This is a genomic window from Mesorhizobium sp. M0276, from assembly GCF_040321755.1.
Classification (GTDB): domain Bacteria; phylum Pseudomonadota; class Alphaproteobacteria; order Rhizobiales; family Rhizobiaceae; genus Mesorhizobium.
This window is the reverse complement of sequence record NZ_JAMYSC010000031.1, coordinates 58,133-81,572: the sequence shown is the minus strand read 5'-3', so window position 1 is coordinate 81,572 and position 23,440 is coordinate 58,133. Positions and strand designations below refer to the sequence as shown.

The following is a 23,440-nucleotide window of genomic DNA, read 5'->3' as shown; positions in this document are numbered from 1 at the left end:
GGTCAATCCGAACCGACCAAGAGACCGATCCTGCCTCAATCAGATGGCCTTCATATATGAATAACTTTCCCCGGACAGTCCTGCCTCCGGAGGGAAAGGAAGGGAGCCTAGCGTGAGGAGCGTTGGCTAGAATCAGTTCGCGCCCTTCCTCTACCCCGCTGATCGGGGGAGAGGTGGCTCGGCGAAGCCGAGACGGAGTGGGGGTCGACCAACTCGGGCGCGTCTAAGCAAAGATAATCAAACCGCGCCACGCCCGTCGATCGACCATACCCCGGCGCCGGCCATGGCAAGCGCCAGGAAGCCGCCTGAGGTGGCGATGTCCTTCATCAGCATCTGCTGGTGCAGGAAGGCGAGCATCGCGTCGCCGCCACCCTGGCCGTAATGGCCGATGAAACCGGCGGCAATGCAGAAGGCGGCGAGCAGCAGCGCCGCAATCCGGGTCTGGAAGCCGACCAGGATGAGCAATCCGGCGATGAGTTCGAACAGTCCCGTGCCCCAGGCGGCCAGCGTCGGCAGCGGCAGGCCGAGGCCGGCGAAATAGCCTGTCGTGCCGGCAATGTCGCTCAGCGCGTGAAAACCGGAGGGCACGAACAGGGCGGCGAGCAGCAGCCGGGAAAGCAGAAGCAGCGCGTTGCGGGGCATGTTCACCTCCGTTGTCGGTCGAGCCGGGCGATTAGGGCCATTCCAAGCCGTGATCATAGCAGGAATCAACCGGCTGAGACGTCTGCACCGACAACGAAAAAGCGGCGCGGAAAAATTCCGCGCCGCTTTTTTTGTTGAGCTATCGCCAGGCTTGGCTCAGCCGCGCTTGGCGTCGATGGAGTAGGCACCGGCACCCGAGGAAGCCAGCAGCAGGAAGCCGCCAGTGATGGCGAGGTTCTTGAGAAACTGGATCATCTGCATCTGGTCGGCCCAGCCGGTGTGGGCAACCAAGCCGGTGGCGACGGTGAAGACAGCGAGCACCCAGGCCGCGGCCCGGGTCTGGAAGCCGACGAGGATGGCGAGACCACCGAGAAGCTCGATCAAGCCGACGATGATAGCCGTTACGGTCGGCAAGGGCAGGCCGAGGCTGCCGAAATAGCCGGCCGTGCCGGCGATGGCGGTGAGCTTGCCGAAACCTGAAAGCAGGAAGATGACCGCAAGCAGGACGCGGCCGAGGAGGATGGTGGTCGAGGCATTGGATGCGCTGGAACCGGCGACTGAAGTGTTGGTGGACATAGTGACTCTCTCCGGGAAGGGGTTGATACCGGTGAGATAGAGCACGCGGACTGTTCACCAAAGCCGCCAGACTGGCGACACATTGTTCACAGCGCTTACATTTCCGTGATCGGACGACCTGCGCAAAATTCGCCTCGGGTCAGGGTGCGACAGGGGTAAATTCTCCCCTCGCGAAATGTCCTACCCCGGATGCGTCATGTCCTCCGGCCGCACCAGCCGGTCATATTCGGCTTCACTGACGAGCCCGGTGGCGAGCGCTTCCTCGCGCAGCGTGGTGCCCTTCTTGTGCGCGGTCTTGGCGATCTTTGCCGCATTGTCGTAGCCGATGGTCGGCGCCAGCGCCGTCACCAGCATCAGCGAGCGGTCGAGTGCCGCCTTGATGTTGTCTTCACGCGCCTCGATGCCGACGACGCAATTGTCGGTGAAGGAGACCGAAGCGTCGGAGAGCAGCTGCACCGACTGGAGAAAGTTGTAGGCCATCAGCGGGTTGTAGACATTGAGCTCGAAATGGCCCTGGCTGCCGGCGAAGGTGAGGGCCGCATTGTTTCCGAACACCTGAACGCAGACCTGCGTCAGCGCCTCGCACTGGGTCGGATTGACCTTGCCCGGCATGATCGACGAGCCCGGTTCGTTTTCCGGCAGCGACAGTTCGCCGAGGCCCGAACGCGGGCCGGAACCGAGGAAGCGGATGTCGTTGGCGATCTTGAACAGCGCAGCCGCCGCCGCGTTGATGGCGCCGTGCGAGAACACCATGGAATCATGGGCCGCCAGCGCCTCGAACTTGTTCGGCGCGGTGACGAAGGCGATGCCGGTGATGGCGGCGATGCGATCCGCTACCTTTTCGGCAAAGCCGACGGGCGCGTTGAGGCCGGTGCCGACGGCGGTGCCGCCCTGCGCCAGTTCCTGCAGCCCGGGCAGCGTCAGCTCGATGCGTTTGATCGAAGAGGCGACCTGCGCGGCATAGCCCGAAAATTCCTGGCCAAGCGTGAGGGGGGTGGCATCCTGCGTGTGCGTGCGGCCGATCTTGATGATGTGCGCGAAGGCCTTGCTCTTGGCTTCAAGTGCCTTGTGCAGATGTTTCAGGGCCGGCAGCAAATCGTGCACGATGCGCTCGGCGCAGGCGATGTGCATGGCCGTCGGATAGGTGTCGTTCGACGACTGGCTCATATTGACGTGGTCGTTGGGATGCACCGGCTTCTTCGAGCCCATGACGCCGCCCAGCATCTCGATCGCCCGGTTGGAGATCACCTCATTGGCGTTCATGTTGGACTGCGTGCCCGAGCCGGTCTGCCAGACCACCAGCGGAAAATGGTCGTTGAGCTTGCCGTCTATGACCTCTTGCGCCGCCTCGACAATCGTCTTGCCGATCGAAGGATCAAGCCGCTTCAGCTCCATATTGGCCTCGGCCGCCGCCCGCTTGACGATACCCAGCGCGCGCACGATCGACGCCGGCTGCTTTTCCCAGCCTATCTTGAAGTTGCCGAGAGAACGCTGCGCCTGCGCGCCCCAATAACGGTCGGCGGCGACTTCGATCGGGCCGAACGTGTCGGTTTCGGTTCTGGTCTCTGCAGCGGTCACGGGTCTCTCCTTGTCGAAGTCGGCAACGGCGTATCGCGTTGCACAAACGGCTTCAAGCGGAGATTGCGGGCGGCAATGATGCAAATCGGTTGAAGGTGCGCCTCCGCCTTCTCACGTAAGGAAAAAGGCGGAGGCGCGTGTCGGCTTGCCTCGAATGTCCTGAACGGCCAATCAGGCTAGCGGCGGCCCCACAATGTCGATGCCGTTCTCTGCGCAGAGCTGTACCAGCACCGCGATGATTTCCGGTGTCGGTTCCATCTGCGGCGGCAGCTCTGGCTGTTCGGCGGGACGGCTCGCTTGACGCAGCATCGTCTCGAAGTCGGAGCCGCGCGTGATGGTTAGGGTTCGCGCACCTTTTGGAGATTCGACCCGGTAAGTGTGCGGTAGGCCTTTCGGCGCAATGACGGTTTCGCCGGCGTCTGCAATGCGTTCGTGGCCGTCGATTTCAAAGCGTAATCTCCCGTCCAGGACGTGAAAAACTTCGTCTTCCCTGCGATGCACATGCAGTGGCGGAGAGTCGCCATAGGGCATGCGATGCTCGACGACGCAGATGCCGTCTTCTCCTGCGGCCGCCGAGACGTGGATCGCGACGAGCGTGTTGTTGAACCAGAAGAGCTCCTTGCCTGTGATCGTCCGGGCGGTCATTGTCATGCTGTCTGATCCTTCTGTTGCTGTGCCGATGACCACCTAACCAAGGACATGCCCACAGCGGAAATCGAATGATCATATGGGGCGAATTGATGCGATGAATTTGAATGCGCTCGACCTCAATCTCGTCAGGGTGTTCGACGCCCTTCTGCGGGAAAGAAGCGTTACGCGCGCCGGCGAGCAGATCGGCCTCAGCCAGCCTGCCGTCAGTGCCGCGCTCAATCGCTTGCGGCATCTCCTCAACGATCAGCTGTTCGTTCGGCGGGGCAATGACATGATGCCGACGCCGCGCGCCGAGAGCTTGGCCGAGCCGTTGCGCGTGGCCCTTCGCGAAATCGAACGCGTCTTCCATTCGGCGAAGGCGTTCGATCCGGCGGAGCTGGAGCGAACCTTCACGTTCATGGGTGCCGATTTCTTTTCCATGCTGCTGATGCCAACCCTGGCGGCACGCATCGCCGGCGCCGCGCCGCGCGTGTCGTTAAGGTTTCTCGATAGCGCGCGCGGCGACGTTTCGCGGCTGCTCCAGGAGGATGAAATCGACGTAGCGCTCGAGCGTCCGCTGGAGGTCTCCGACTGGGTCTCAAGCACGCCTCTGTTCCATTCACCATTCGCCATCATCGCCGCGGAAGACAACGCTGCGATCAGGCAGGCGGGTACTGCCGAAGGCGAGCCTTTGCCGATCGAGCTTTTCTGCGAATTGCCCCATATTCTTCGTTCTATTGATGGATCGATGTCGGGCGCCACCGACGAGGCGCTCCGCAAAATCGGACGAACGCGTCGCGTAAGCCTGACACTGCCGCACTTTCAAGCTGTCGCATTGGCAGTGGCAAATGGAAACCACCTCGCAGCGGTTCCCAGGCAGTTCGCCGTTTGGGCGGCGAGGACCCTGCCGCTCGTCATCTTTGAACCGCCGCTCCCCATTGCCGTTCCTGAAATCAGAATGTACTGGCACGCGCGCCACGACGACGAGTCACCTCATCGGTGGGTTCGCGATCAGATCCTGGAGGCGATAGCCTCACTCGGATTTGTGGAAAGCGGGGCCACCGAAAATGCCGGCGCCTAGTCTGGTGCAGGGATGGATTACCCCACCGCATGGCCACCGTCGATCGACAAATGCCGTCACTGTCCAGGCCGCCTCGTCGCTCGCGAGATAGACCGCGATGCTGGCTGCGGGCAGCGTCAAGTTTTTCGGTGTCGCGGCCGACGATCAGGACGCCCCCCGCCGGCTCTCCGGCAAAGCGCACTCCGGCAGGTGCCGCACTCGAATCGCCTCAATCATCTCCCAAGTTGCGAACGCGATGTGGGTGATAGCCGCAAAATCTCCGTTGGTTTGGTCAGGCTGAGCTGCGCGGCCTGCCATGCCGGCGAGGCTGCGAGCGCGGCTTTGTGGAGGACATGCGCCTCGGCGCTGTCAAAGCCAGCGACAGACATGAAGACGTTTTCATCAGCCCTCACCGGCAGGCGCGGAAAACTGTTTTCGGCATGCTCGGTGACGAAAGCACCGAGCAGGTTTGCTCCAGACGCCGTTATCAACGGTGCCATTTCGGCCTCGAAGTGCCTCCCGAAATCAACCTCCATGCCGGGCTGCAAATGATGAATCTCAATGACAACGATGCAAGTCGGCGGCCTGTTTTGAATTGAGTTTTCTTGGGTGGCCAGGCTTGGACGCTGCGCACCCGTAAGGTCGAAGCCGGCGCCCGGCCATGCGGGCTTCAGCAGCAGCACGTCGTCGGAATCGATCATTGTCGCGTTGGCCGCATGTTTGTGCGCCGCCCAGACCGGGCCGTCATAAAAGGCGGCGAGAGCATTTGTCCGCGCATCCATGCCGTCGAAGCCGCGCATCCAGACGAACATGTCAGGGCGATCGAGATCCCGGAACTGGCCGATGATGGTCATTCCAACGTCCTCCTGGCCCTCGATCAGCTTGCCGTCAAAAATGTCGATAAGCGTGTCGCGCTGGCCGGGTTTCAACGTGTATTGCCGAAGCTCGACGACAGGCGAGGCGAGCACCGCGGGCATCGGCGCGGCATTCAGGGGCATGTTCATCCAACTCTCCTCAAAACAGGGTGATCATCCTGTTTATAAACAGACCGGTTGTCCTGTTTTGTCAACATGCTAGAGTTCGGTAATGTCAGCAGAGATGAACGTTCGATCAAAACCGCGCCCACGAAAACGCATCAACGACCCTGAAGGCATGCGCAAGAAAGTGCTCGATGTCGCCGAGGTCGCGTTCCAGGCGCACGGGTATCATGCCTCCAGCCTCGGCGATCTGATGGCGGCGGCGGGCGTCAGCGGCGGCGCGCTGCATCACCACTTCCCGACCAAGAAGGCGCTGGCGCTGGCGGTGATCGACGAGCGTGTGGCGGCAGCGGTGGAACAGACATGGATCGCGCCGCTGCTGGCGGCAGCATCGGCGCGCGAAGGCGTGCGCGCCGTGTTCGAGGCGGTGGCGGCGGAACTGGAGCAGCAGGGTTTCGTGCGTGGCTGCCCGCTCAACAATTTGGCGCATGAGCTGTCGCTCGCCGATCCCGATTTCCGGATTGCCCTTGCCGGTATTTTTGCCGATTGGCGGCGGGCGATTTCGGACAAGGTGCGGGCCGACCAGCGGGCGGGCAGGGACGAGGGCACAGATCCCGAGCGCTTTGCCGCGCTGGCGGTCGCCACCTATTCCGGCGCCATGTCGATGGCCAAGACGGCGCAGGATCCGAGCGTGCTGCGGGACTGTTTGGCGGGGCTGGAGCGGAGTGCGCTGTCGTCATCTCAGGGCGGACTGGCAGCCAGGCGACGCCGCCGGGTGCTGCCACGGCCGAGAACCCTTTGATGTCACAGCGATAACGAGCCACTTGGACTTGCCGCCCCAGCTCTTGCTACTGCGCCAGCGGCTTTATCGTCTCATAGCCTTCGAAACTTGCACCTTCGTCGCAGCGCCTCGGCAGTCTGATTCCCGAAGGACAGAGATGCCAAGCCTATGGCACTTCGATCGATGGCGGCTAGGAGAGGCGCTGGACGGCCGGCCGCTCTCCATGCTGAAATTCAGCTCATGATGAATAGCTGTTCGCCTGGATTGTTTTCTCGTCGCAGCTTTTTGGCGCAGGCCGTAGGTTTTGCCGCGGCCGGCGCATCGTCGCGCCCGGCATTCAGCCAGACCGGCCTACGCATCCAGCCCATCGACGCCACCTTCCTGTTCATCGCCGATGTTCATGCCTGCCGTATGGCGAGCGGCTTGAGCCCCAACTGCCGGCAGGAAGGAAAGACTGACGCGGCCCTGCTGCGCAACGTGACGGCGCTCAACGGTCTCGCCGACAAGGACTGGCCCACCGAGATCAACGGTGTCGCCAGTGGCCTGCGCTCGGCGGGCGGCCGCATCGGCAGGCCGCTCGGCCTCGTCGTCGGCGGCGACATCACGGACGATGGCGGCGGTCAAATCACCCAGCCGAGCGAGGGCACCCAACTGCTCCAGTTCAGCCAGCGCTACCAGCAGGGCGTCGGCCCCGATCGCGTGCACATGCCCGTCTATGTCGGGCTCGGCAACCATGATCTCGACCAGAACGGGCCGCCGCGCCATGTCAATTGGTACCGGCGCGAATTGCGCGACTATGTCGAGGTCAATCATCGCGCCGGCGTCTTCTTCAAGCCGCCGGTGCCGGCCACCGATTATGATGTCGCCACCGACTGCTATTCCTGGGACTGGGGCGGCCTGCATCTGATCCAGACGCATCGTTTTGCCGGCGACACCGGTCACGGCGCCGTCTCCAGCCTGCCGTGGCTGAAGCAGGATCTGGCGACCTATGCGGCGGATGGTCGTCCGGTCATCCTGTTCCAGCACTATGGCTGGGACACCTTCTCGATAGAACGCTGGGATGCCGCCAAAAGGCACTACGACGATGACGGCTCCGGTGCACCGCACTGGTGGAGCGAGGCCGACCGGCAGGCGCTGTTGGCGGTGCTCAAGGGCTACAATGTCGTCGGCATTTTCCATGGCCACCAGCACGACACGCCGCTGATCTATCGCAGGGATGGGCTCGATCTGTTCAAGCCGAAGGCTGCCTATATGGGCGGTTTCGCGCTGGCCAGGGTGACCGGCAACGGCTTGGACGTGGTGCTGGGCGAGGCAACCGGCGATCATGGCGAGGTCGCCTTCACCAATGCCTTCAGCAAGGGCTGGAGCACATGAAAAGGGTGATCCTCGCGGCCGCCTTTCCGTATCTTCTGGGAACTGTGAATTCGGAGCAATTCATCCGCGCGAGGCTAACGAGCCGGCGTCGGTTGGGTTCCAGGCGTCGCCCGGGCAGCAGATCAGGTCGTGCCGCCGCCTCCCGAGGCAAGCTTGGCGGGCTAGGCTGTGAGCACGCGCCGACCAAGGGATTCCAGGGGTCATGCGTGCGGGGAGAAAAATGGCTGAATTCACGCTCTTCATCGGCAACAAGTGCTTCTCTTCGTGGTCGCTCCGGCCATGGGTGGCGATGCGGCATCTGGAGATCCCGTTCGACGAGAGCTTCGTGCGACTGCGCACGCCGGAGACCTTTGCAAACCTGGCGAAGGTGTCGCCGACCGGCCAGGTGCCCGTCCTGAATCACAATGGCAAGACCATCTGGGAAACACTTGCCATCCTTGAATATCTGGCTGACCTGTTTCCAGACAAAAGACTTTGGCCGGCCGACATCGACGCCCGCGCGCTGGCACGCTCGGTGGCGACCGAGATGCATTCGGGTTTTCGCGAGGTCCGCTATGGCTGGCCGATGAATTTGCGCCGGCCGAAGGGCCACAAAGAGCTCGACGCCGAAGGCGAACTACAGCGCGAGCGCATAGAGACGATCTGGCGCGAGTGCCGGGAACAATACGGCAAGGGCGGTCCGTTCCTGTTCGGCCATTTCACCGCGGCCGACGCCATGTATGCGCCTGTCATCACCCGCTTCGACACCTACGGTGGCACGCTTGCGCCGGATACACGCGCCTATGTCGACGCCGTTCTTGCCACCCCGGCGATGCGTCATTGGTATGCGGAAGCGGCAAAGGAGACATGGCCGGAGCCCGGCCCGGACGAATGAGCTTCTTCCCCGCCTGGTCGCCCGAACGGCTCTCGAAGACATAGCCGGCGAGAGTCGGCGATCGCCGACTGACGGAAACCTCAATCGTTAAGGCCCGCTCTGGCGCAATCAGTGTGCCCGACGCATCGTATTCGGCGATCACATTACCGTCGCGTCTCGTGTGATGTTGCCGGCAAGGTCCGACTGGAAGCCGCGGTCTGGTGCGACGCCGCTGGGGATACGGCCAGCCGGTTCGTCACCATACAAGAACGCCCCTCGCACGTTTTATTGTACGGGAGGCGTCCTTTGTGTCAGCGTCCCTGAGATCGCTCTCTGAAACTGCTGACATAATGAAATGCATGGGCGCGAAATTGGTTCCCGGCATGCTGCTTTTTTTTTGATGGAACAGGCGACTTGGTTTCTGTGCCCGGAGCCGCCGGCGAATGGATCCTCGCCAGGCGCGTCTGCGTCGAATCTGGTGAGAAGAAAACCAGAAATTGACACACCCGCAAAAGAAGCCTACAAGGAATTCGTCGATATTTGTTTGACTGACTTTTGTTATCCGCGCTTTCGAGCGCGCCTTTGACGAACTTCCCACATCAAAAATCGGGACAAACGACGTCATGCATCCGCATGGCGTCGAACGAATATTTGCCATGGAAAGGGTTCGTCATGAGCACCGGCACAGTTAAATGGTTCAACGCCACCAAAGGTTTTGGTTTTATTCAGCCTGACGACGGCTCTGCCGACGTTTTTGTCCACATCTCGGCCGTAGAGCGCGCCGGTATGCGCGACATCGTCGAGGGCCAGAAGCTCGGCTACGAGATGGTCCGCGACAACAAGTCGGGCAAGATGTCCGCCGACCAGTTGAAGGCGGCCTGAAAAAAGAATTCAGCTCTCCCGGTGACCACGGATGTACTGGCACCGGTGAGTAGCGAATTCGAGCGCATGGCCGCGGAGACCTGAGTTTCCACGGCATGTCATGCGCATGAGAAGGGCGTTCCCGTGCATCCCCCGTGCATCCTTTTGGATGTCACCTGGTTGCGCGGCGCTCTCATGAAGGTCAGGCGGTGCCTGGCCTTTTTCATTTTGCGCGTCTTGCCGCTGAAAATACGCCGCGCGCCGACCTGGACGTGCTATGGGACGCTCCAGCAATTGAATCCGCTGCCGTATGGCTTCGTGCATGGTCCCGACCGAAGACCCGGTCTTGCTCCATCGTCACGGGCTCCTGACAGGAGAAAGATTTTGACCGCTCAATCGAAGACAACAGCCGAACAGGCCGTGTCCTTGTTCAGCAAGACGCAAACCCAGTCGATGTCGCTCAACCGTATCAATTCCGAGCGCGATGCCGTCAGCCAAGCGCGTGAAGCCAAGACCGCGCGCTTGCGCGAATTGCGCCTGGAGAAGGAGGCCGATGAGTTGGCCGCCGCCGCGGCGCTCGCCGCTTTGCCGAAGCGAACCGGAAGACGCTGATGGCTACCAAGCGCGTGCCTCCGAAACTGATCGCCGCCGATTCGACCATCGCCGACGTGGTCGATGGCCTCAACAAGCCGGTCGAATATGTGCGCCGGGTGCTGGAAAAGCTGGAGCGCTGCAAACGCGCTCATGGCGATGCCCAGGTGCGGGTCGGTGTGCGCGGTCGCGCCGAATGCCCGAACTACCTGATCGAATATGTCCGTGAAGACGCCAAGACCCATGAGCGCGTGACCCATCAGGACGCCGCCTACAGCGGCAGCACGCATCGCGAGCTGGCAGTGCACCACATCGCGGAAGTCAGAAACTGGTCGCCCGAGGAAATGAACATCACGGCGGTTTCGGCGTTGATCGGCCGCCTGCGCAATCCACGTGCACCAACATCGCGCTTCGTCGACGAGGACTGACATGGCCATAAAATTCTCCACCAAGGACCAGCCTGCAACACCGGCTGCCGCCGCAAAACCGGCCAAGCCGGTTGCCGCGCCGAAAGCCGGCGAAGCTGCCGAGACCGCGACCGATCTGTTCAAGTCGCCGGCCGAAGCGTCGTCGCGCAAGACAGGCAAGAAGAAATGACGGGCAAGAAGAAATAGCCCCTTGCCGCAAGACGCCGATCGCAATCCTGCCGCGCCGGGGCTCTCTGCCCTGGTGGCCGCTGCAAGTCCTTTGTCGTCGCAGCGCAGCACCGCTGCTCTGTTCGACTGTCAGAGCTGCGGCGCCTGCTGTTCCTACTCGGCCCAGTGGCCGCGCTTTTCCACCGAGGATGATGCGCAGCTCGACCGCATCCCAGAAAAATATGTAGCCGCCAATTTGTCCGGCATGCGCTGCGAGGGCGTGCGCTGCTCTGCCCTGTGCGGCGAGATCGGCAAGTCGACCGCATGCGGCATCTATGAACTCCGCCCGGACGTCTGCCGCGCCTGCATGCCTGGTGACGACGATTGCCTGATGGCGCGCCGGGCGCACGGATTGCCGGTGTAGCTGCTAATCTACTCCACAAAGGGGGAGATTAAGCTCACCGCCGCTTGTACGCCATTGTCCGTCCCGATACCTTCCGCGCCGGGCAGGGCAGCGGAGGATTTCATGAGCATCGAATTTCTGTTGACGTCGCTGATCGTCGTGGCTTCGCCCGGCACCGGCGTTCTCTACACGCTGAGCGCCGGCCTCTCGCGTGGCGCGCGGGCCTCGATCATCGCCGCCTTCGGGTGCACGCTCGGCATCATTCCGCATATGGCGGCTGCCATCACCGGCCTTGCGGCGCTGCTGCACACCAGTGCCGTCGCCTTCGAGACGCTGAAATATCTTGGCGTCGCCTACCTGCTCTACATGGCCTGGAACACGTTGAAGGAAAAGGGTGGCCTGAGCGTCGAACAGGATGTGACGCCGCGCTCGGCCCGCAAGGTGATTGCTACCGGCATCCTCGTCAACGTGCTCAATCCGAAACTGTCGATCTTCTTCTTCGCCTTCCTGCCGCAATTCGTCAGCACCACCGAGCCCAACGAGTTGTCGAAGATGCTGGAGCTCAGCTCCGTCTTCATGCTTTTGACCTTCGTGGTCTTTGTCGGCTACGGCATCTTCGCTGCCTCGATCCGCAGCCATGTCGTGTCGCGGCCAATGGTGCTGACCTGGATGCGCCGAACCTTCGCAGGCGCCTTCGTCATGCTCGGCGCAAAGCTGGCGCTGGCCGACCGGTAGAAACCGGTTCGCGGGTCCTGGCGTCTCTGCGCAAAATCCCTGCCAGATAGTCAGAAGGCGAGCCCAGGCTCGCCTTCATCTAGTCTTCAACTCCGGGCAATCACTTGTTGGCGCCGCCGAGAGCCTTCAATTTTTCGCAGAACGGCGCGTGTGGTTTGCTCATCGCAGCGTCCTGGCATTCCTTCATCATCATGGCCTGATCGTCCTTGGACATCGCTGCCCAAGCGGCCTTCATTTCATCGTCGGATTTCATCGTCTTCATGCTCGAATCGGTGAAGAACGGTTCCATCATCTTGGGCGAGTCAAGCGCCCCGGCAAATGCCGTGCCGCTGAAGACAGCCAATGCGAGTGCTCCAAAGCAGGCGGTTCTAATGCTCATCGCACGAGTCCTCCCTCATGGGTTTTCTCGATCGTCGAATGGCGGTCGCGCCCGGTTCTAGCACAGATTGAAATAGTTTAGGACTAACTCATATGGCTGTGGTCGGGCGTTCTCGTGCGTCAATATGGATTAGCGGAAGGTCTGCCGACCCATGGCGCTGACCTGGTGCGCCACACCTTCGGCGCCAAGCTGGCGCTGGCGGATCGCGTGCTGAGTCCGGTCGAGATCGCCGGCCACAGTTCGATACAGGCGGCCTTGCCGGCGTAGCTGGCCCCGACGAGGTCGCGGCGCTGATCGAAGCCGCAGTGCTTGCCGGCGAGGTACGGCAGCGCGCGGATGCCGCCGTCTGAGGACCGATTAGGCGCGGCGATCGAGATCTGCGCCAAACAAAAAGGGCGCCTTTCGGCGCCCTTTCCGTAAGTCTAGCGAGATTGGTTTGGATTAGAAGTCCATGCCGCCCATGCCGCCCATGCCGCCGCCGCCCATGCCGCCAGGCATGCCGCCGCCAGCCGACTCCTTCTTCGGAGCCTCCGCGATCATGGCTTCGGTGGTGACCAGCAGGCCGGCGACCGAGGCCGCGTCCTGGAGAGCGGTACGAACGACCTTGACCGGATCGACGATACCCATGGCGATCATGTCGCCATATTCGCCGGTCTGGGCGTTGTAGCCGAAGGTCGCGCCCTTGTTCTCAAGGATCTTGCCGGCAACGATCGATGCTTCCGCACCGGCGTTGGCCGCGATCTGGCGGGCCGGAGCCTGCAGCGCACGACGAACGATGTTGATGCCGGCGGCTTGGTCGGCATTGACGCCTGTGGCCTTGATGTTGGCCGAAGCGCGCAGCAGGGCTACGCCACCACCAGCAACGATGCCTTCTTCGACAGCCGCGCGGGTCGCGTTGAGGGCGTCATCGACGCGGTCCTTCTTTTCCTTGACTTCGACTTCCGTCGCACCGCCGACGCGGATCACCGCAACGCCGCCCGCGAGCTTCGCGAGACGTTCCTGCAGCTTCTCCTTGTCGTAATCCGAAGTGGTCTCTTCGATCTGCTGCTTGATCTGGGCAACGCGGCCCTGGATCTCGGCCTTCTTGCCGGCGCCGTCGACGATGGTGGTGTTCTCCTTGGAGATCGACACCTTCTTGGCGCGGCCGAGCATGTTGAGGCCGACGTTCTCGAGCTTGATGCCGAGGTCTTCGGAGATGACCTGGCCACCGGTGAGGATGGCGATGTCTTCCAGCATGGCCTTGCGGCGATCACCGAAGCCCGGCGCCTTCACGGCGGCGATCTTCAGGCCGCCACGCAGCTTGTTGACGACCAGCGTGGCCAGAGCCTCGCCTTCGACGTCTTCCGAGATGATGAGCAGCGGCTTCGAGGTCTGCACGACGGCTTCGAGAACCGGCAGCATCGCCTGGAGGTTGGAGAGCTTCTTCTCGTGCAGGAGGATGTAGACGTCCTCGAGCTCGGCAACCATCTTGTCGGCGTTGGTGACGAAGTAGGGCGAGAGGTAGCCGCGGTCGAACTGCATGCCTTCGACGACTTCGAGTTCGGTCTCGGCGGTCTTGGCTTCCTCAACCGTGATGACGCCTTCGTTGCCGACCTTCTGCATCGCTTCCGCGATCATCTTGCCGACCGACTCGTCGCCATTGGCAGAGATCGTGCCGACCTGGGCAACTTCCTCGGAGGTCTTGATCTTCTTGGCAGCCTTGCCGAGCGCTCCGACGACTTCGGTCACGGCCAGGTCGATGCCGCGCTTCAGGTCCATCGGGTTCATGCCGGCGGCAACGGCCTTGTGGCCTTCCTGGACGATGGCCTGCGCCAGAACGGTCGCCGTCGTGGTGCCGTCGCCGGCGATGTCGTTGGTCTTCGAAGCAACTTCGCGGACCATCTGCGCGCCCATGTTCTCGAACTTGTCTTCAAGCTCGATTTCCTTGGCGACGGTGACGCCGTCCTTGGTGATGCGCGGCGCGCCGAACGACTTGTCGATGACGACGTTGCGGCCCTTGGGGCCGAGCGTGACCTTCACCGCGTCGGCGAGGATGTTGACGCCGCGAAGCATGCGCTCGCGGGCATCACGGGAAAATTTTACGTCTTTGGCAGCCATTTTTAGCTCCTGGCAGGGGCTTTAGATTGAGCCCGGGAATTCAGTTGATGAAAAGGCCTGATATCAGCCGATGATGCCCATGATGTCGGATTCCTTCATGATCAGAAGGTCTTCGCCATTGAGCTTGACTTCCGTGCCCGACCACTTGCCGAACAGGATGCGGTCGCCGGTCTTGACATCCAGCGGAACCAGCTTGCCAGCTTCGTCACGAGCGCCGGAGCCGACGGCGATGATCTCGCCTTCCTGCGGCTTTTCCTTTGCCGTGTCGGGGATGATGATCCCGCCAGCGGTCTTGGATTCGGATTCGACCCGACGAACGACCACGCGGTCATGAAGCGGGCGGAACTTCGACTTTGCCATTTTTTCTTCCTCGATGAGAACGGTGAGAAACAGTTCCTCCGTCCGGCGGCGCCGGACATATGAGTTAGCACTCACCAATGGCGAGTGCTAACGTGGCGCTGAAATAGGCTGCCGCCCTGCCAGAGTCAAGGCGCGTAGCGCTGACCTGGAGCGTGAAATTTTTCTACGGATTGAAGCTTACAGAAACAGCCGCAACTGGGTATGGATGATCGAACGATAATCCTCGATTGTCCGCTGGCTTTCCGCGTCGCCCTCGGCAAGCGCCAGGCGCACCACGCCACCGGCGAGCTGGAAGATCAGGAGAACGATGCGTTCGAACTGCTCGCGCTTCTCCGGCGCGAGCAGGGTGACGACATGATCGCAGAACATCCTGGCCTGATGTCGGGTTTCGGCGATGTCGAGATTCTTGAGCGCCTTATCGGCCTGGATGGCGTTCTGCAGATCCTGGATGGCCGGATCGCTGGCGACGCGGCTGAGATAGTCGTCAAGCAGCCGGTCGGCGGCCACGATCACGTCCTTCGCCTCACGGACATCGGCGATGATCGCCGTCAGTCGTGCACGGCTGACCTCTGAAAACCGTTCGTAGAGCATCGCCAGGATCGCCGACTTATTGGGAAAGTAGTGGTAGACGGTGGCAATCGGCCCGCCCGCCAGCAGGCCGACTTCCTTCATGGTGACGGCATCGACGCCCTTTTCGCCGATCAGTCGCATGGTCGTCGACAGGATCGCGTCGATGCGCTCGCGGCTGCGCTCCTGTTTGGGTCTGCGCCTGGGCTCGGTGGGTGTTTTCGTCACTTCCGTCATGCGCCGATCTTTCGCGCGGGCTTTTCAGATTCCGGTTGACAAAAAATATGATCAAATATCAGTTTCCAGAATGCTGACAGGTTGTCAGTTTTTTTGCCGCACGGCAAGGACGTTGGGAGGCGCCTTTGGCTTCGACAAATACCGGCCACGCAGGCAATGACGACTGGCTGGTCGGCAATCCGACCAGCTCACAGCTTTCGTCGGCACTGTGGGTTGGCTCGGTCGGTTTGCTCATCCTCGGGCTGCAGCCCGTGCTGCTCGGCGCTCTCTATACCGAGGGCCATGTCAGCGGCGATGAACTGGCGCTGGTCGCGACCGCCGAGATGATCGCCATTGCCGTCGGTTCGGCTGTCGTGGCGATGCTGCTCTCAGCGCACAAGATGCGCTGGAAAAGTGCCGTCCTTTTGCTGCTGCTGGCGCTGGCCAATGTGTGGACGGCCTATGCCGCAACCGCCAACACGCTGATCGCTACCCGAGCGCTGGCCGGGCTTGCCGAGGGCGGTCTGGTCGCGGTCGCCACCGAACTGATCGCCCGCTCGCGGCGCGCCGAGCGCATCGGCGGCTATTTCGTCACCATGCAGACGCTGGCGCAATGCGCCACTGCCCTGTTGCTGGCGCTCTATGTCATCCCGGCCGCCGGATCGGCCGGAGGCTTCATCGTGCTTGCCGTCGTCTGTGTCGTGTCGCTGGCGGTCGCCTTCACCGTCCCCGGCGACTATGCCGATCTGCCCAAGGACGAGAACCTGGCCAATGTGCTGACGGCCCCTTCGCTCACCGCGCTGCTGTCGGTGTTCTGCTACTTCATGTTCTTCGGTGCGGTCTGGGCCTTCCTGGAGCCGCTTGGCGCGCAATACGGTATCGATGGCCGCACCGTCGGCCTGATCGTCTCTGCCAGCCTCGCGGCTCAGGTCCTGGGTGCGATGACGGCAACCGTCTTCGAGGCGCGCATCGATTATCGCCTTGCAGTCGCGACGATCGGTGTCGTGGCGCTTGTCAGCTCCCTGGTCCTTGCCAGCGGACCTGACCTCACCACATTCTGGGTCGCCGCTCTGGTCATGGGCTTCATTCTTTTGTTCATCGTGCCCTACCAGATCCGGCTGGCGATCACCGCCGACGAGACGCGCACCGCCGTGCTGCTGGTGCCGGCAGCCCAGCTTTTTGGCCTGGCGATCGGGCCGATCGCCGCGTCACTGCTCATCGACGGCAAGGATTTCCGGCCGGTGCCGGAATTCGCCGCCGCCAGCGCTGTGGCCAGCGTGCTTCTGCTTGGTCTGTTTGTCTTGGTGGCCCGGCGACGCCGCGCCGTCGCCTGACCGGGGAGCGCCATGTCGAACAGCTGGAGCAACTGGTCGGGCTTTGTCACCGCCGAACCGCGGTTGATCGCCAGTCCCGCCGATGCCGGCGAACTGGGTGATCTCATTCGTACCGCACCTGGCCCGGTCCGCGTCGTCGGCGCCGGCCATTCCTTCACCCCGCTGGTGAAATCCGAGGGCACCATCCTGTCCTTGGAGAAATTGGAAGGGCTGGTCTCGCACGACGCCGAAAAACATCAGGCGCGGGTGCGGGCAGGAACCCGGCTCGGCCCGCTGATGCACATCCTGCAAGGCATTGGCCAGGGCCTGCCCAATATGGGCGACATCGACCGCCAGGCGATCGGCGGCGCGCTGGGCACAGCCACGCACGGCTCGGGACCAAAGCTCGGCGCCTATCACACCCAGCTGGAGACGGTGCAGATCGTCGACGGGCTGGGCAAGTTGCGTGACTTCAGGCGGGCAGGGGACCAGGAGATGATCCATGCCATCGGCGTCGCGCTCGGCGCCTTCGGCGTGCTGACTGAAGTGACGCTCAATAACATCGCGACCTACCGGCTGCGCCGCCGCAAATGGGTGCTGCCGATCACCGAGATGCTGGGCGAGTTCGAGACGATGATGGCCGCGCATCGCTCGGCCGAATTCTACTACATTCCGTTTTCCGGCTACGCTCAGTTCATCGCCAGCGATATCAGCGACGCGGCACCGACCCCGCGACCGCCGGAGGCGGATGAGGCCGGGTTGAGGACGCTGCGCCGGCTGCGCACCGCGCTCGCCTGGCTGCCGTCGCTGCGCGGCCGCCTGATCCGTTCGGCGGTCGCCAATTTCCCGGCCGAGGACTACGTGCAGGACTGGCTGAACGTCTATGCCAGCGACCGCCGGACCAAGTTCAACGAGATGGAATATCATTTGCCTTTCGAGGCGGGCCCGAAGGCGTTGGCCGAAATCATCGACCTGACGGAGAAGCACTTTCCCGAGGTCTATTTTCCGATGGAGGTGCGCACCGTTGCACCCGACGAATTCTGGCTGTCGCCATTCTACAGGAGGCCGACCTGCTCGATCGCCATCCACCATGACGCCGCAAACGATCCGCTGCCGTTCATGCGGGCGGCCGAGCCGATCTTCCGCAGATATGGCGGCAGGCCGCATTGGGGCAAGATGCACAGCCTGAAGGCGGCGGAGCTGAAAAAGCTCTACCCGCGCTGGGACGACGCCACGGCGGTGCGCCGCGATATCGATCCGCAAAACCGCCTGGTCTCGCCCTACATGGCCGGCCTGTTCGGCATCGAGCCCGGTCCTTCTGGCAGCGAACGATGAGCGCCTATTTTTCCGCCCTGTCGGAAGCACTGAAGGAAGCCGGCATCTTGCAGCCCTGTCTGGTGCTGGATGTCGGCCGACTGGACCGGAACATCGCGCTGGTGAAAGAGCGGCTTGACCCCGGCCTTGCCGTGCGGTTGGTCGACAAGTCGCTCGCCTGCCTGCCTCTGCTCGCCCATATCGCCAAGGCGCTTGGCACCAATCACGTCATGACCTTCCATCCGCCGATCAGCGAGGCGGTGCTGAAGGCGTTTCCCGATGCCGATCTGCTGTACGGCAAGCCGATGCCGGTCGGCGCGGCAAGGGCAGCGCTGGTGAACGGCGAGGCCGACTGGTCGCGTGTCTGCTGCCTGATCGATACGCAGGACCGACTGGCGGAATATGGCGCGCTCGCCGACGACCTCGAGATCGAGCTGCGCATCGCCTTCGAGATCGACGTCGGACTGCATCGCGGCGGCTTTGCCAGCCCGGAGGCGTTGTCGCAGGCACTGAGCGCACTGCCATCCCACAAACGCCTGCGTTGCGAAGGCGTCATGGCCTACGAGGCGCACGCGCCGCACATTCCCGGCCTGTTCGGCGGGCCGGTGAAAGCGTTGGCAAAGGCGTCGGCGCAGGCCACGGCGTTCGTCGCTTGTCTCGGCGCCGACCAGCGCCGCATCTTGAATATCGGCGGCAGCAAGACCGCACTGCTCCATCATGGCAGCGTCGCCAATGAAGTGTCGATGGGCTCGGCCTTCGTGCTGCCCAGCGATTTCGACACGCCCGGCCTTGAGGGCTTCCAACCGGCTGCCTTCATCGCGACGCCGATCCTGAAAGTCGTCGAGCCGATGCTGCCCGGCCCGCTGGCCGTCACCCGCCTGCTACAGGCACTCGGCCGGTTTCCGCGCAAGGGCTGCTATCTCTATGGCGGCAAGTGGATGGCCGAGCCGGCGTTCCCCGAAGGCATGCAGACGAACGGCCTGCTCGGCCTGTCCTCCAATCAGCAATTCATGGGCTTGCCGGCTGACGCTACCCCAAGGCCCGGCGACCACGCCTTCCTGCGCCCGACGCAGAGCGAGGCCGTGCTGCAGCAGTTCGGGTCGATCGCGGTGTTCTCCGGCGGCAGGATAATCGATCGCTGGCCGGCACTGCCGATGGCGTGATCGCTTACGCTTTCACCGGCATCCAGATCTCCAGCCCGCCATCGCCGCTGAGCGGATCGAATTCGGGGCCGTAGCGTTCGAATTCCGTCGCATTTCATGGCCGGAGTCCGGCAGCCATTTGTTCCAGATCGTGTTGACCGTACGGCGATGGTCGAGATGTGTCCGCGGTGGGCAAACACCGCATATTTCTGAGCCGGCACCCGCACCCGGCTGAATTCCTTCGGCGGTCGGAAAAGTCCGACACTTCGACGCCGTAGTCGAAATTGCCGGCATCGTCGCCGTTGACGCAGAGGCGACGTCGCCAATCTCGCCCGGAATATTGCCGATATAGGGACCAAGCGCTGCCATTGCCTCGGGATAGCGGCGCTGGTTTCGCAGCTGTAGCGCTCGCCGAGGCCGACCGGCTGGTTTCGAAGCGCGGGGGTTCGAGTCGTTCGGCGACCTCAAGAAAGTCGAGACAGGCATCTGAGCATTTACTAATGTAGACAAGTATAAATTAGATATCTATTCCGGAATTCGAGTCAAAAGACCAAAAGCGCTTTGTGGAATCTTAACAAGAGTCGCATATCGCAGAGAAGGTGCAAGTAAAAATAGATGATGAGAGGTTTTATCCTATGCGTCCAAAATCTCGTCCACTGTCACTTGCTTTTCGGGTGCTGTACCCGATGGTGCCGGTGTCGATCTTCGTAGGAATTGGCTGGTTTTGGGGACTCCCCGAAGTTTGGCATCTGCCTCAACCTGAAGCTAAATCAGACAACAAGCTGTGGCTTGTCACCTATGTGGGCCCGAAGGTCAGTGAGGTGGTGGGACCGCTATCGAGCGGTATGGATGAGTGTTCTGATCGCGCTTCGGAAATGAACGAGCAATGGCTGAAACAGATGGCCTCCGAAGATGAGGCTGGTGCAAACGGCGAAACAGATTTTGAGAAGACCATGTCCGCAAAGTGCATCAAGGCGTTTTTCCGGCCGGTCGTAAGCTACCGGCCGGAAGACGCTTAGGCTCACTCTGGAGAGGCGGCTACAGACGGCTCACTCAGACCGTCCAGAAATAGCGCACAATGTGAAAGAAGATCGGGGCAGCGAAGACCAGGCTGTCGGTGCGGTCCATCATGCCGCCATGACCTTCGATCAGATGGCCCCAGTCCTTGACGCCCTGGTCGCGCTTGATGGCCGAGGCAACCAGCCCGCCCAGAAATCCCATCGAGCAGGCGACGAAGGCCACGGCCGCCGCCTGCAACGGCGAAAACGGCGTCACGAACGACAACAGCGCGCCGAGCAGGCTCGCCGACACCAGTCCGCCGATCAGGCCTTCCCAGGTTTTCGATGGCGAGACGTTCGGCGAAAAGCGGTGTTTTCCAAACAGTTTGCCGAAGATGTACTGCAGCACGTCGCTGCCTTGCACGACGATGATCAGGAAGGCGATCAGCAACAGGGTGCGACCTTCGAAGCCCGGCACGTCGAGTGTCAGCAGGGCAGGGACATGGCTGACGCAATAGACCGCGATCATCACCGCCCATTGCTGCGCGGCGATCCGCTCGAGGAAGCGTTCGGTGTCGCCATGCAGCGCCGTGATGGCCGGCATCAAAAGGAAGCAATAGACCGGAATGAATATGACGAAGAGCCCGTACCAGGCGGTCCACACCAGCCAGTATTGAAACGGTATGATGATGCCGAACATGCCAAGCAGCACCCAATGGTCGCTGCGGCGCGTATGCGTCAGCGTCACGAATTCGCGCAGCGCGGCGAAGGAGATCAGCGCAAACAGGATGGTCATGCCGTAGCGGCCGAAGAAGAAGGCGACCGTCATCATCGCCACCATCACCCACCAGGCGTTGATGCGCTGGGTGAGGTTGACCAGCGTCGAACTCAGCGGCTTCGGCGCCCGCGCCGAGAGTAAGGCGGCGACGGTGCTGGCGGTGGTCAAAACCGCCAGCAGGCCGATGATCAGGATGGAGATATCGTAGCGCATCAATCGTCTCGCTCGGGACGCGGGTTGAGCGCCAGGAGCGTGGCGTGGGCGCGCTCGAGAAAGGCACGGCGTTCTTCGCCCGGGCCAACCGCCACCGGCGCGCCGAAGACGACGCGGCACAGCAGCGGCACCGGCAGGAACTGTCCCTTGGGCAGCACGCGTGACATGTTCTCGATCCAGCACGGGATCAGCTCGACCTGTGGCCGCGCCATCGACAGATTGTAGAGCCCGGAGCGGAAGGCCAGCAGCGGCTCCTCGGTCATGTTGCGGGTGCCCTCGGGAAACAGGATCAGCGAGTGGCCCTGGTCGAGAACCGAGAGCATGATCTCGATCGGGTTTTCTTCAGGTTTAGTCCATTGCCGGTTGATCAGTACGGACGACAGCATGTCCTGCGCGATGAAGCGGCGCAGCCGCGACTTTCCCCAATATTCGCCGGCGGCAACCGCGTGGGTGATCGCGCGCTCCTTTTCGCTGAGGCACGCCGACAGCAGGATGAAGTCGCCATGGCTGGTGTGGTTGGCGAAGTAGATACGTTGCCGGTCGGACGGCAGGCTGCCGCTCCAGATCGGACGCACGCCGGTCACCATCCAGGCCAGCGCCGAGAGCCCGACGGAGGTTACCGTCTGCAGCAAGGTGAAGGTCTTGAGCGAAAGCTTGTTCATCGCGGCGCCCAAAACCCCGCCGCCAGAAGTGCTACGGCAAACAGGGCCAGGGCCGCGCGCTGCTTGAACAGCAAGCGGCCTGTGCCGGCCATGCGGTCATCGAGCGTGCGTGTCGTGGACGGGAAGGGTTTGAGGCGCATGCGCGCCAGCATGTCATCTACCGCGGCGCCGCCGGAAACCTCGTCCTCATGGCTGGCCATCAACCGGAACAGTAGCGCATCGAACGCCAGCAATGCCGACAACGCCAGCACGGCGACAGCGCTCGAGGCGGTGATGGACAGCGCGAGGGCTGCAGGCAAGGTCTCGAAGGCGCCGCGCGCCGACGCGGCCAGGGGCGCGAGGATATTTGCGGCCACCACGACTGCGGCCGGCCATGCTGCCTGCTGCATCAGCATCCGGGCGAAGCGATTGGTGCGGTCCTGGTAGACATTGCCGGTCATGGCGCAGTCCGCTCCGTGGTCCCGGCAAGATGAACCGGCCGGCCGGATGCCACCAGCATCTCGCGGGCAAGCGTCGGTGTTTCGGCTCTGCCGGTCGCCACCAGCCATTCGGCGACAACGCCGGCGCTGCGCTGAAAGCCGAGCGCGCAGCACACCAGCACGGTGCCATCGCGGCGCGCATTTTCCAGCGCGCTGGCCGCCTTTTGCCGTATCGCCGCCGGCGGTGGCAACAGGTCGATCATCGGAAAGCTGATCCAGCGGCAATCGGCTCCCGCCGGCTTTTCAAGTTCGGCGGCGAGTTCGATGACCGTGCCGAAGCTGTTGGCCTCGCTTGCTGTGGGAAAGCGCCCGAGAAAGACGCCATCGGCAACCTCCACCTGGGGAGGAAGATTGCGCGTCCAGGCCCATATGTTTGCCCGGGCGCCGAGACGGTAAGGCAAGAGCAGAATACGGCTTGCAAGCGTGGTGCCGCCCTCGGCGGATTTCTGGAACACCTTTGAGCCAGCCCCGGCATAGGCGAAGGCGACGATGGACAGCGCCAGCGCCGGCCAAAGCAGGAAAAGCGCGACGGCACAAAGGAAGGCGCCGAGCGCGGCACCGGCCAGCGCAAGGGTGGAGCCCAGCACATAGAACAGCGCCAGCCGCCGTGCCTTCGCATCGCTGGTCAGCTGGGTGCCTGAAAACGGCAAGGCGTCGCTGGGTGGAAACAGCCACAGCGCAAAAAACCCGAGCAGCGCACCCGTCGGGATATCGATGAAATGATGCTGCCAGGTCGTCAGCACCGAGGCACCGATCAGAAAGCACCAGCCATGCCAGACCGGCAGGAGAAAGCCGCCGAGCCGGTGGCGCCAGTGATCCCAGATGATCACCAGCAGAGCGATGTGCAGCGACGGCGCCTGGTTGAACGGCTTGTCGAAGCCGCCCAGCACGGCAAACAGGAAACCCGGCAGCCCGGTCGTTGCCGGCCGCACGAACGTCGCGGTCAGCGGGAACAGGATGAAGAAGGCAACGGCGACGATCTGCGCCGTGAGATAACGCCCGGCCAGTCGGTCGACCCCTTGCCTGTTGTCGTTGAGCAGCAGCGAAAGGCCATAGAACAGGTTGATCGACCAGTAGGGCACGATGGTCCAGGCGAGGAACGGGATGCTGTGTTCCCACGAAAACACGATGCTGCCGACGTCGTCGCGCCGCGAAGCCAGCCAGTTGGCGAAGCCGTAGCTGAGGTAGAAGGACGGCGCCAGGAAGCCCAGCCAAAGGGCTGCCCTGACGACCACCCGTCCATAAGGTTCGGTGCGCGCAGTGGATGCAAGCGATGACACCATCCT

At 62.5% G+C, this 23,440-nt stretch carries 28 protein-coding genes and 1 pseudogene; 15 read left to right on the top strand and 14 right to left on the bottom strand.

The window, feature by feature from the left end:
* Nucleotides 1-237: 237 nt before the first annotated feature.
* The 4 genes from NKJ01_RS23340 to NKJ01_RS23325 all read right to left on the bottom strand — a co-directional run bounded on the left by NKJ01_RS23340 (nt 238) and on the right by NKJ01_RS23325 (nt 3,447).
* Complete coding sequence (locus NKJ01_RS23340; protein WP_352598994.1) at nt 238-642, bottom strand: DoxX family protein; 405 nt, start codon at nt 640-642, stop codon at nt 238-240.
* Between the two features lie 156 nt (nt 643-798).
* A complete protein-coding gene (locus NKJ01_RS23335; protein ID WP_352731324.1) occupies nt 799-1,218 on the bottom strand; it encodes a DoxX family protein in 420 nt (139 codons plus the stop codon).
* Between the two features lie 180 nt (nt 1,219-1,398).
* Entirely contained in the window at nt 1,399-2,796 is a 1,398-nt protein-coding gene (gene fumC / locus NKJ01_RS23330) for a class II fumarate hydratase (protein ID WP_352731322.1), read from the bottom strand.
* 171 nt (nt 2,797-2,967) lie between these two features.
* Entirely contained in the window at nt 2,968-3,447 is a 480-nt protein-coding gene (locus NKJ01_RS23325; RefSeq protein WP_352598990.1) for a cupin domain-containing protein, read from the bottom strand.
* Nucleotides 3,448-3,541: 94 nt separating this feature from the next.
* Here NKJ01_RS23325 and NKJ01_RS23320 point away from each other — a divergent pair, with 94 nt between their 5' ends.
* Nucleotides 3,542-4,507 carry a LysR family transcriptional regulator gene (locus NKJ01_RS23320; protein WP_352731319.1) on the top strand — a complete coding sequence of 322 codons (966 nt, stop codon included), beginning with the start codon at nt 3,542-3,544 and terminating at the stop codon, nt 4,505-4,507.
* Nucleotides 4,508-4,719: 212 nt separating this feature from the next.
* On the opposite strand, the gene NKJ01_RS23315 is transcribed toward NKJ01_RS23320, so the two are convergent.
* Nucleotides 4,720-5,490: an NIPSNAP family protein gene (locus NKJ01_RS23315; RefSeq protein ID WP_352948599.1), complete on the bottom strand. Its 771-nt coding sequence runs from the start codon at nt 5,488-5,490 to the stop codon at nt 4,720-4,722.
* Between the two features lie 148 nt (nt 5,491-5,638).
* Between NKJ01_RS23315 and NKJ01_RS23310 the strand changes: the two genes are divergently transcribed.
* From NKJ01_RS23310 to NKJ01_RS23270, 9 genes are all read left to right on the top strand, one after another.
* Entirely contained in the window at nt 5,639-6,265 is a 627-nt protein-coding gene (locus NKJ01_RS23310) for a TetR/AcrR family transcriptional regulator (RefSeq protein ID WP_352731316.1), read from the top strand.
* A gap of 219 nt (nt 6,266-6,484) precedes the next feature.
* Entirely contained in the window at nt 6,485-7,618 is a 1,134-nt protein-coding gene (locus tag NKJ01_RS23305) for a metallophosphoesterase (protein WP_352731314.1), read from the top strand.
* 220 nt (nt 7,619-7,838) lie between these two features.
* Entirely contained in the window at nt 7,839-8,492 is a 654-nt protein-coding gene (locus NKJ01_RS23300; protein ID WP_352731311.1) for a glutathione S-transferase family protein, read from the top strand.
* 651 nt (nt 8,493-9,143) lie between these two features.
* Nucleotides 9,144-9,353, top strand: a complete 210-nt coding sequence (locus NKJ01_RS23295) for a cold-shock protein (RefSeq protein ID WP_010915421.1) — start codon at nt 9,144-9,146, stop codon at nt 9,351-9,353.
* Nucleotides 9,354-9,716: 363 nt separating this feature from the next.
* Nucleotides 9,717-9,944, top strand: a complete 228-nt coding sequence (locus NKJ01_RS23290) for a hypothetical protein (protein ID WP_023761966.1) — start codon at nt 9,717-9,719, stop codon at nt 9,942-9,944.
* A complete protein-coding gene (locus NKJ01_RS23285; protein ID WP_352598978.1) occupies nt 9,944-10,351 on the top strand; it encodes a hypothetical protein in 408 nt (135 codons plus the stop codon). Before NKJ01_RS23290 ends, NKJ01_RS23285 begins: the two co-directional genes overlap by 1 nt.
* A 1-nt stretch (nt 10,352) precedes the next feature.
* Nucleotides 10,353-10,520, top strand: coding sequence for a hypothetical protein (locus tag NKJ01_RS23280; protein WP_352731309.1), 168 nt, complete (start codon nt 10,353-10,355; stop codon nt 10,518-10,520).
* A 21-nt stretch (nt 10,521-10,541) separates the two neighbouring features.
* The gene (locus tag NKJ01_RS23275; RefSeq protein ID WP_352731306.1) at nt 10,542-10,922 is read left to right on the top strand and encodes a YkgJ family cysteine cluster protein; all 381 of its coding nucleotides are present in this window, start codon (nt 10,542-10,544) and stop codon (nt 10,920-10,922) included.
* 102 nt (nt 10,923-11,024) lie between these two features.
* On the top strand, nt 11,025-11,636 hold the full coding sequence (locus NKJ01_RS23270; protein WP_352731303.1) for a LysE family translocator: 612 nt from the start codon (nt 11,025-11,027) through the stop codon (nt 11,634-11,636).
* A 100-nt stretch (nt 11,637-11,736) separates the two neighbouring features.
* Here NKJ01_RS23270 and NKJ01_RS23265 read toward each other — a convergent pair whose 3' ends face one another.
* Nucleotides 11,737-12,015, bottom strand: a complete 279-nt coding sequence (locus NKJ01_RS23265) for a hypothetical protein (protein ID WP_352598972.1) — start codon at nt 12,013-12,015, stop codon at nt 11,737-11,739.
* A gap of 114 nt (nt 12,016-12,129) precedes the next feature.
* Between NKJ01_RS23265 and NKJ01_RS23260 the strand changes: the two genes are divergently transcribed.
* Entirely contained in the window at nt 12,130-12,282 is a 153-nt protein-coding gene (locus tag NKJ01_RS23260) for a hypothetical protein (RefSeq protein ID WP_352731300.1), read from the top strand.
* 174 nt (nt 12,283-12,456) lie between these two features.
* On the opposite strand, the gene groL is transcribed toward NKJ01_RS23260, so the two are convergent.
* From groL to NKJ01_RS23245, 3 genes are all read right to left on the bottom strand, one after another.
* Nucleotides 12,457-14,112, bottom strand: a complete 1,656-nt coding sequence (groL, locus tag NKJ01_RS23255; RefSeq protein ID WP_352731298.1) for a chaperonin GroEL — start codon at nt 14,110-14,112, stop codon at nt 12,457-12,459.
* A gap of 63 nt (nt 14,113-14,175) precedes the next feature.
* Nucleotides 14,176-14,472: a co-chaperone GroES gene (gene groES, locus NKJ01_RS23250; RefSeq protein WP_031261112.1), complete on the bottom strand. Its 297-nt coding sequence runs from the start codon at nt 14,470-14,472 to the stop codon at nt 14,176-14,178.
* Nucleotides 14,473-14,649: 177 nt separating this feature from the next.
* Nucleotides 14,650-15,276 carry a TetR/AcrR family transcriptional regulator gene (locus tag NKJ01_RS23245; RefSeq protein ID WP_352731295.1) on the bottom strand — a complete coding sequence of 209 codons (627 nt, stop codon included), beginning with the start codon at nt 15,274-15,276 and terminating at the stop codon, nt 14,650-14,652.
* Between the two features lie 125 nt (nt 15,277-15,401).
* Here NKJ01_RS23245 and NKJ01_RS23240 point away from each other — a divergent pair, with 125 nt between their 5' ends.
* Genes NKJ01_RS23240 through NKJ01_RS23230 form a run of 3 tightly spaced genes read left to right on the top strand, consistent with a single transcriptional unit; the run spans nt 15,402 to nt 19,045 of the window.
* The gene (locus NKJ01_RS23240; RefSeq protein ID WP_352731294.1) at nt 15,402-16,589 is read left to right on the top strand and encodes an MFS transporter; all 1,188 of its coding nucleotides are present in this window, start codon (nt 15,402-15,404) and stop codon (nt 16,587-16,589) included.
* 12 nt (nt 16,590-16,601) lie between these two features.
* A complete protein-coding gene (locus tag NKJ01_RS23235) occupies nt 16,602-17,903 on the top strand; it encodes a D-arabinono-1,4-lactone oxidase (RefSeq protein ID WP_352731292.1) in 1,302 nt (433 codons plus the stop codon).
* Entirely contained in the window at nt 17,900-19,045 is a 1,146-nt protein-coding gene (locus NKJ01_RS23230) for a DSD1 family PLP-dependent enzyme (RefSeq protein ID WP_352731290.1), read from the top strand. The genes NKJ01_RS23235 and NKJ01_RS23230 overlap by 4 nt, the downstream gene beginning before the upstream one ends.
* Nucleotides 19,046-19,049: 4 nt before the next feature.
* Here NKJ01_RS23230 and NKJ01_RS23225 read toward each other — a convergent pair.
* Nucleotides 19,050-19,475 (bottom strand): annotated as a pseudogene (locus tag NKJ01_RS23225) (GyrI-like domain-containing protein); the annotation flags it as partial.
* Between the two features lie 148 nt (nt 19,476-19,623).
* Between NKJ01_RS23225 and NKJ01_RS23220 the strand changes: the two are divergent.
* Nucleotides 19,624-20,043, top strand: coding sequence for a hypothetical protein (locus NKJ01_RS23220; protein WP_352731289.1), 420 nt, complete (start codon nt 19,624-19,626; stop codon nt 20,041-20,043).
* A 34-nt stretch (nt 20,044-20,077) separates the two neighbouring features.
* Here NKJ01_RS23220 and NKJ01_RS23215 read toward each other — a convergent pair whose 3' ends face one another.
* Genes NKJ01_RS23215 through NKJ01_RS23200 form a run of 4 tightly spaced genes read right to left on the bottom strand, consistent with a single transcriptional unit; the run spans nt 20,078 to nt 23,437 of the window.
* Entirely contained in the window at nt 20,078-21,013 is a 936-nt protein-coding gene (locus tag NKJ01_RS23215; protein ID WP_352598964.1) for a phosphatidate cytidylyltransferase, read from the bottom strand.
* On the bottom strand, nt 21,013-21,675 hold the full coding sequence (locus NKJ01_RS23210; RefSeq protein WP_352731288.1) for a lysophospholipid acyltransferase family protein: 663 nt from the start codon (nt 21,673-21,675) through the stop codon (nt 21,013-21,015). Before NKJ01_RS23210 ends, NKJ01_RS23215 begins: the two co-directional genes overlap by 1 nt.
* Nucleotides 21,672-22,115 (bottom strand): hypothetical protein, encoded by a 444-nt coding sequence (locus NKJ01_RS23205; RefSeq protein ID WP_352731286.1) that lies wholly within the window; start codon nt 22,113-22,115, stop codon nt 21,672-21,674. The genes NKJ01_RS23210 and NKJ01_RS23205 overlap by 4 nt, the downstream gene beginning before the upstream one ends.
* Nucleotides 22,112-23,437, bottom strand: a complete 1,326-nt coding sequence (locus NKJ01_RS23200) for a phosphatase PAP2/dual specificity phosphatase family protein (RefSeq protein ID WP_352731284.1) — start codon at nt 23,435-23,437, stop codon at nt 22,112-22,114. The genes NKJ01_RS23205 and NKJ01_RS23200 overlap by 4 nt, the downstream gene beginning before the upstream one ends.
* Nucleotides 23,438-23,440: the final 3 nt, after the last annotated feature.

Bases quoted from the DNA above. Each gene is read 5' to 3' on its own strand.
- NKJ01_RS23210 (WP_352731288.1), bottom strand. From the start codon at position 21,675: ATGAACAAGCTTTCGCTCAAGACCTTCACCTTGCTGCAGACGGTAACC.
- NKJ01_RS23270 (WP_352731303.1), top strand. From the start codon at position 11,025: ATGAGCATCGAATTTCTGTTGACGTCGCTGATCGTCGTGGCTTCGCCC.
- NKJ01_RS23280 (WP_352731309.1), top strand. From the start codon at position 10,353: ATGGCCATAAAATTCTCCACCAAGGACCAGCCTGCAACACCGGCTGCC.
- NKJ01_RS23265 (WP_352598972.1), bottom strand. From the start codon at position 12,015: ATGAGCATTAGAACCGCCTGCTTTGGAGCACTCGCATTGGCTGTCTTC.
- NKJ01_RS23300 (WP_352731311.1), top strand. From the start codon at position 7,839: ATGGCTGAATTCACGCTCTTCATCGGCAACAAGTGCTTCTCTTCGTGG.
- NKJ01_RS23325 (WP_352598990.1), bottom strand. From the start codon at position 3,447: ATGACAATGACCGCCCGGACGATCACAGGCAAGGAGCTCTTCTGGTTC.
- NKJ01_RS23245 (WP_352731295.1), bottom strand. From the start codon at position 15,276: ATGACGGAAGTGACGAAAACACCCACCGAGCCCAGGCGCAGACCCAAA.
- NKJ01_RS23205 (WP_352731286.1), bottom strand. From the start codon at position 22,115: ATGACCGGCAATGTCTACCAGGACCGCACCAATCGCTTCGCCCGGATG.
- groES (WP_031261112.1), bottom strand. From the start codon at position 14,472: ATGGCAAAGTCGAAGTTCCGCCCGCTTCATGACCGCGTGGTCGTTCGT.
- NKJ01_RS23295 (WP_010915421.1), top strand. From the start codon at position 9,144: ATGAGCACCGGCACAGTTAAATGGTTCAACGCCACCAAAGGTTTTGGT.
- groL (WP_352731298.1), bottom strand. From the start codon at position 14,112: ATGGCTGCCAAAGACGTAAAATTTTCCCGTGATGCCCGCGAGCGCATG.
- NKJ01_RS23230 (WP_352731290.1), top strand. From the start codon at position 17,900: ATGAGCGCCTATTTTTCCGCCCTGTCGGAAGCACTGAAGGAAGCCGGC.
- NKJ01_RS23305 (WP_352731314.1), top strand. From the start codon at position 6,485: ATGATGAATAGCTGTTCGCCTGGATTGTTTTCTCGTCGCAGCTTTTTG.
- NKJ01_RS23320 (WP_352731319.1), top strand. From the start codon at position 3,542: ATGAATTTGAATGCGCTCGACCTCAATCTCGTCAGGGTGTTCGACGCC.
- NKJ01_RS23285 (WP_352598978.1), top strand. From the start codon at position 9,944: ATGGCTACCAAGCGCGTGCCTCCGAAACTGATCGCCGCCGATTCGACC.
- NKJ01_RS23315 (WP_352948599.1), bottom strand. From the start codon at position 5,490: ATGAACATGCCCCTGAATGCCGCGCCGATGCCCGCGGTGCTCGCCTCG.
- NKJ01_RS23340 (WP_352598994.1), bottom strand. From the start codon at position 642: ATGCCCCGCAACGCGCTGCTTCTGCTTTCCCGGCTGCTGCTCGCCGCC.
- NKJ01_RS23310 (WP_352731316.1), top strand. From the start codon at position 5,639: ATGCGCAAGAAAGTGCTCGATGTCGCCGAGGTCGCGTTCCAGGCGCAC.
- NKJ01_RS23215 (WP_352598964.1), bottom strand. From the start codon at position 21,013: ATGCGCTACGATATCTCCATCCTGATCATCGGCCTGCTGGCGGTTTTG.
- NKJ01_RS23200 (WP_352731284.1), bottom strand. From the start codon at position 23,437: ATGGTGTCATCGCTTGCATCCACTGCGCGCACCGAACCTTATGGACGG.
- NKJ01_RS23235 (WP_352731292.1), top strand. From the start codon at position 16,602: ATGTCGAACAGCTGGAGCAACTGGTCGGGCTTTGTCACCGCCGAACCG.
- NKJ01_RS23335 (WP_352731324.1), bottom strand. From the start codon at position 1,218: ATGTCCACCAACACTTCAGTCGCCGGTTCCAGCGCATCCAATGCCTCG.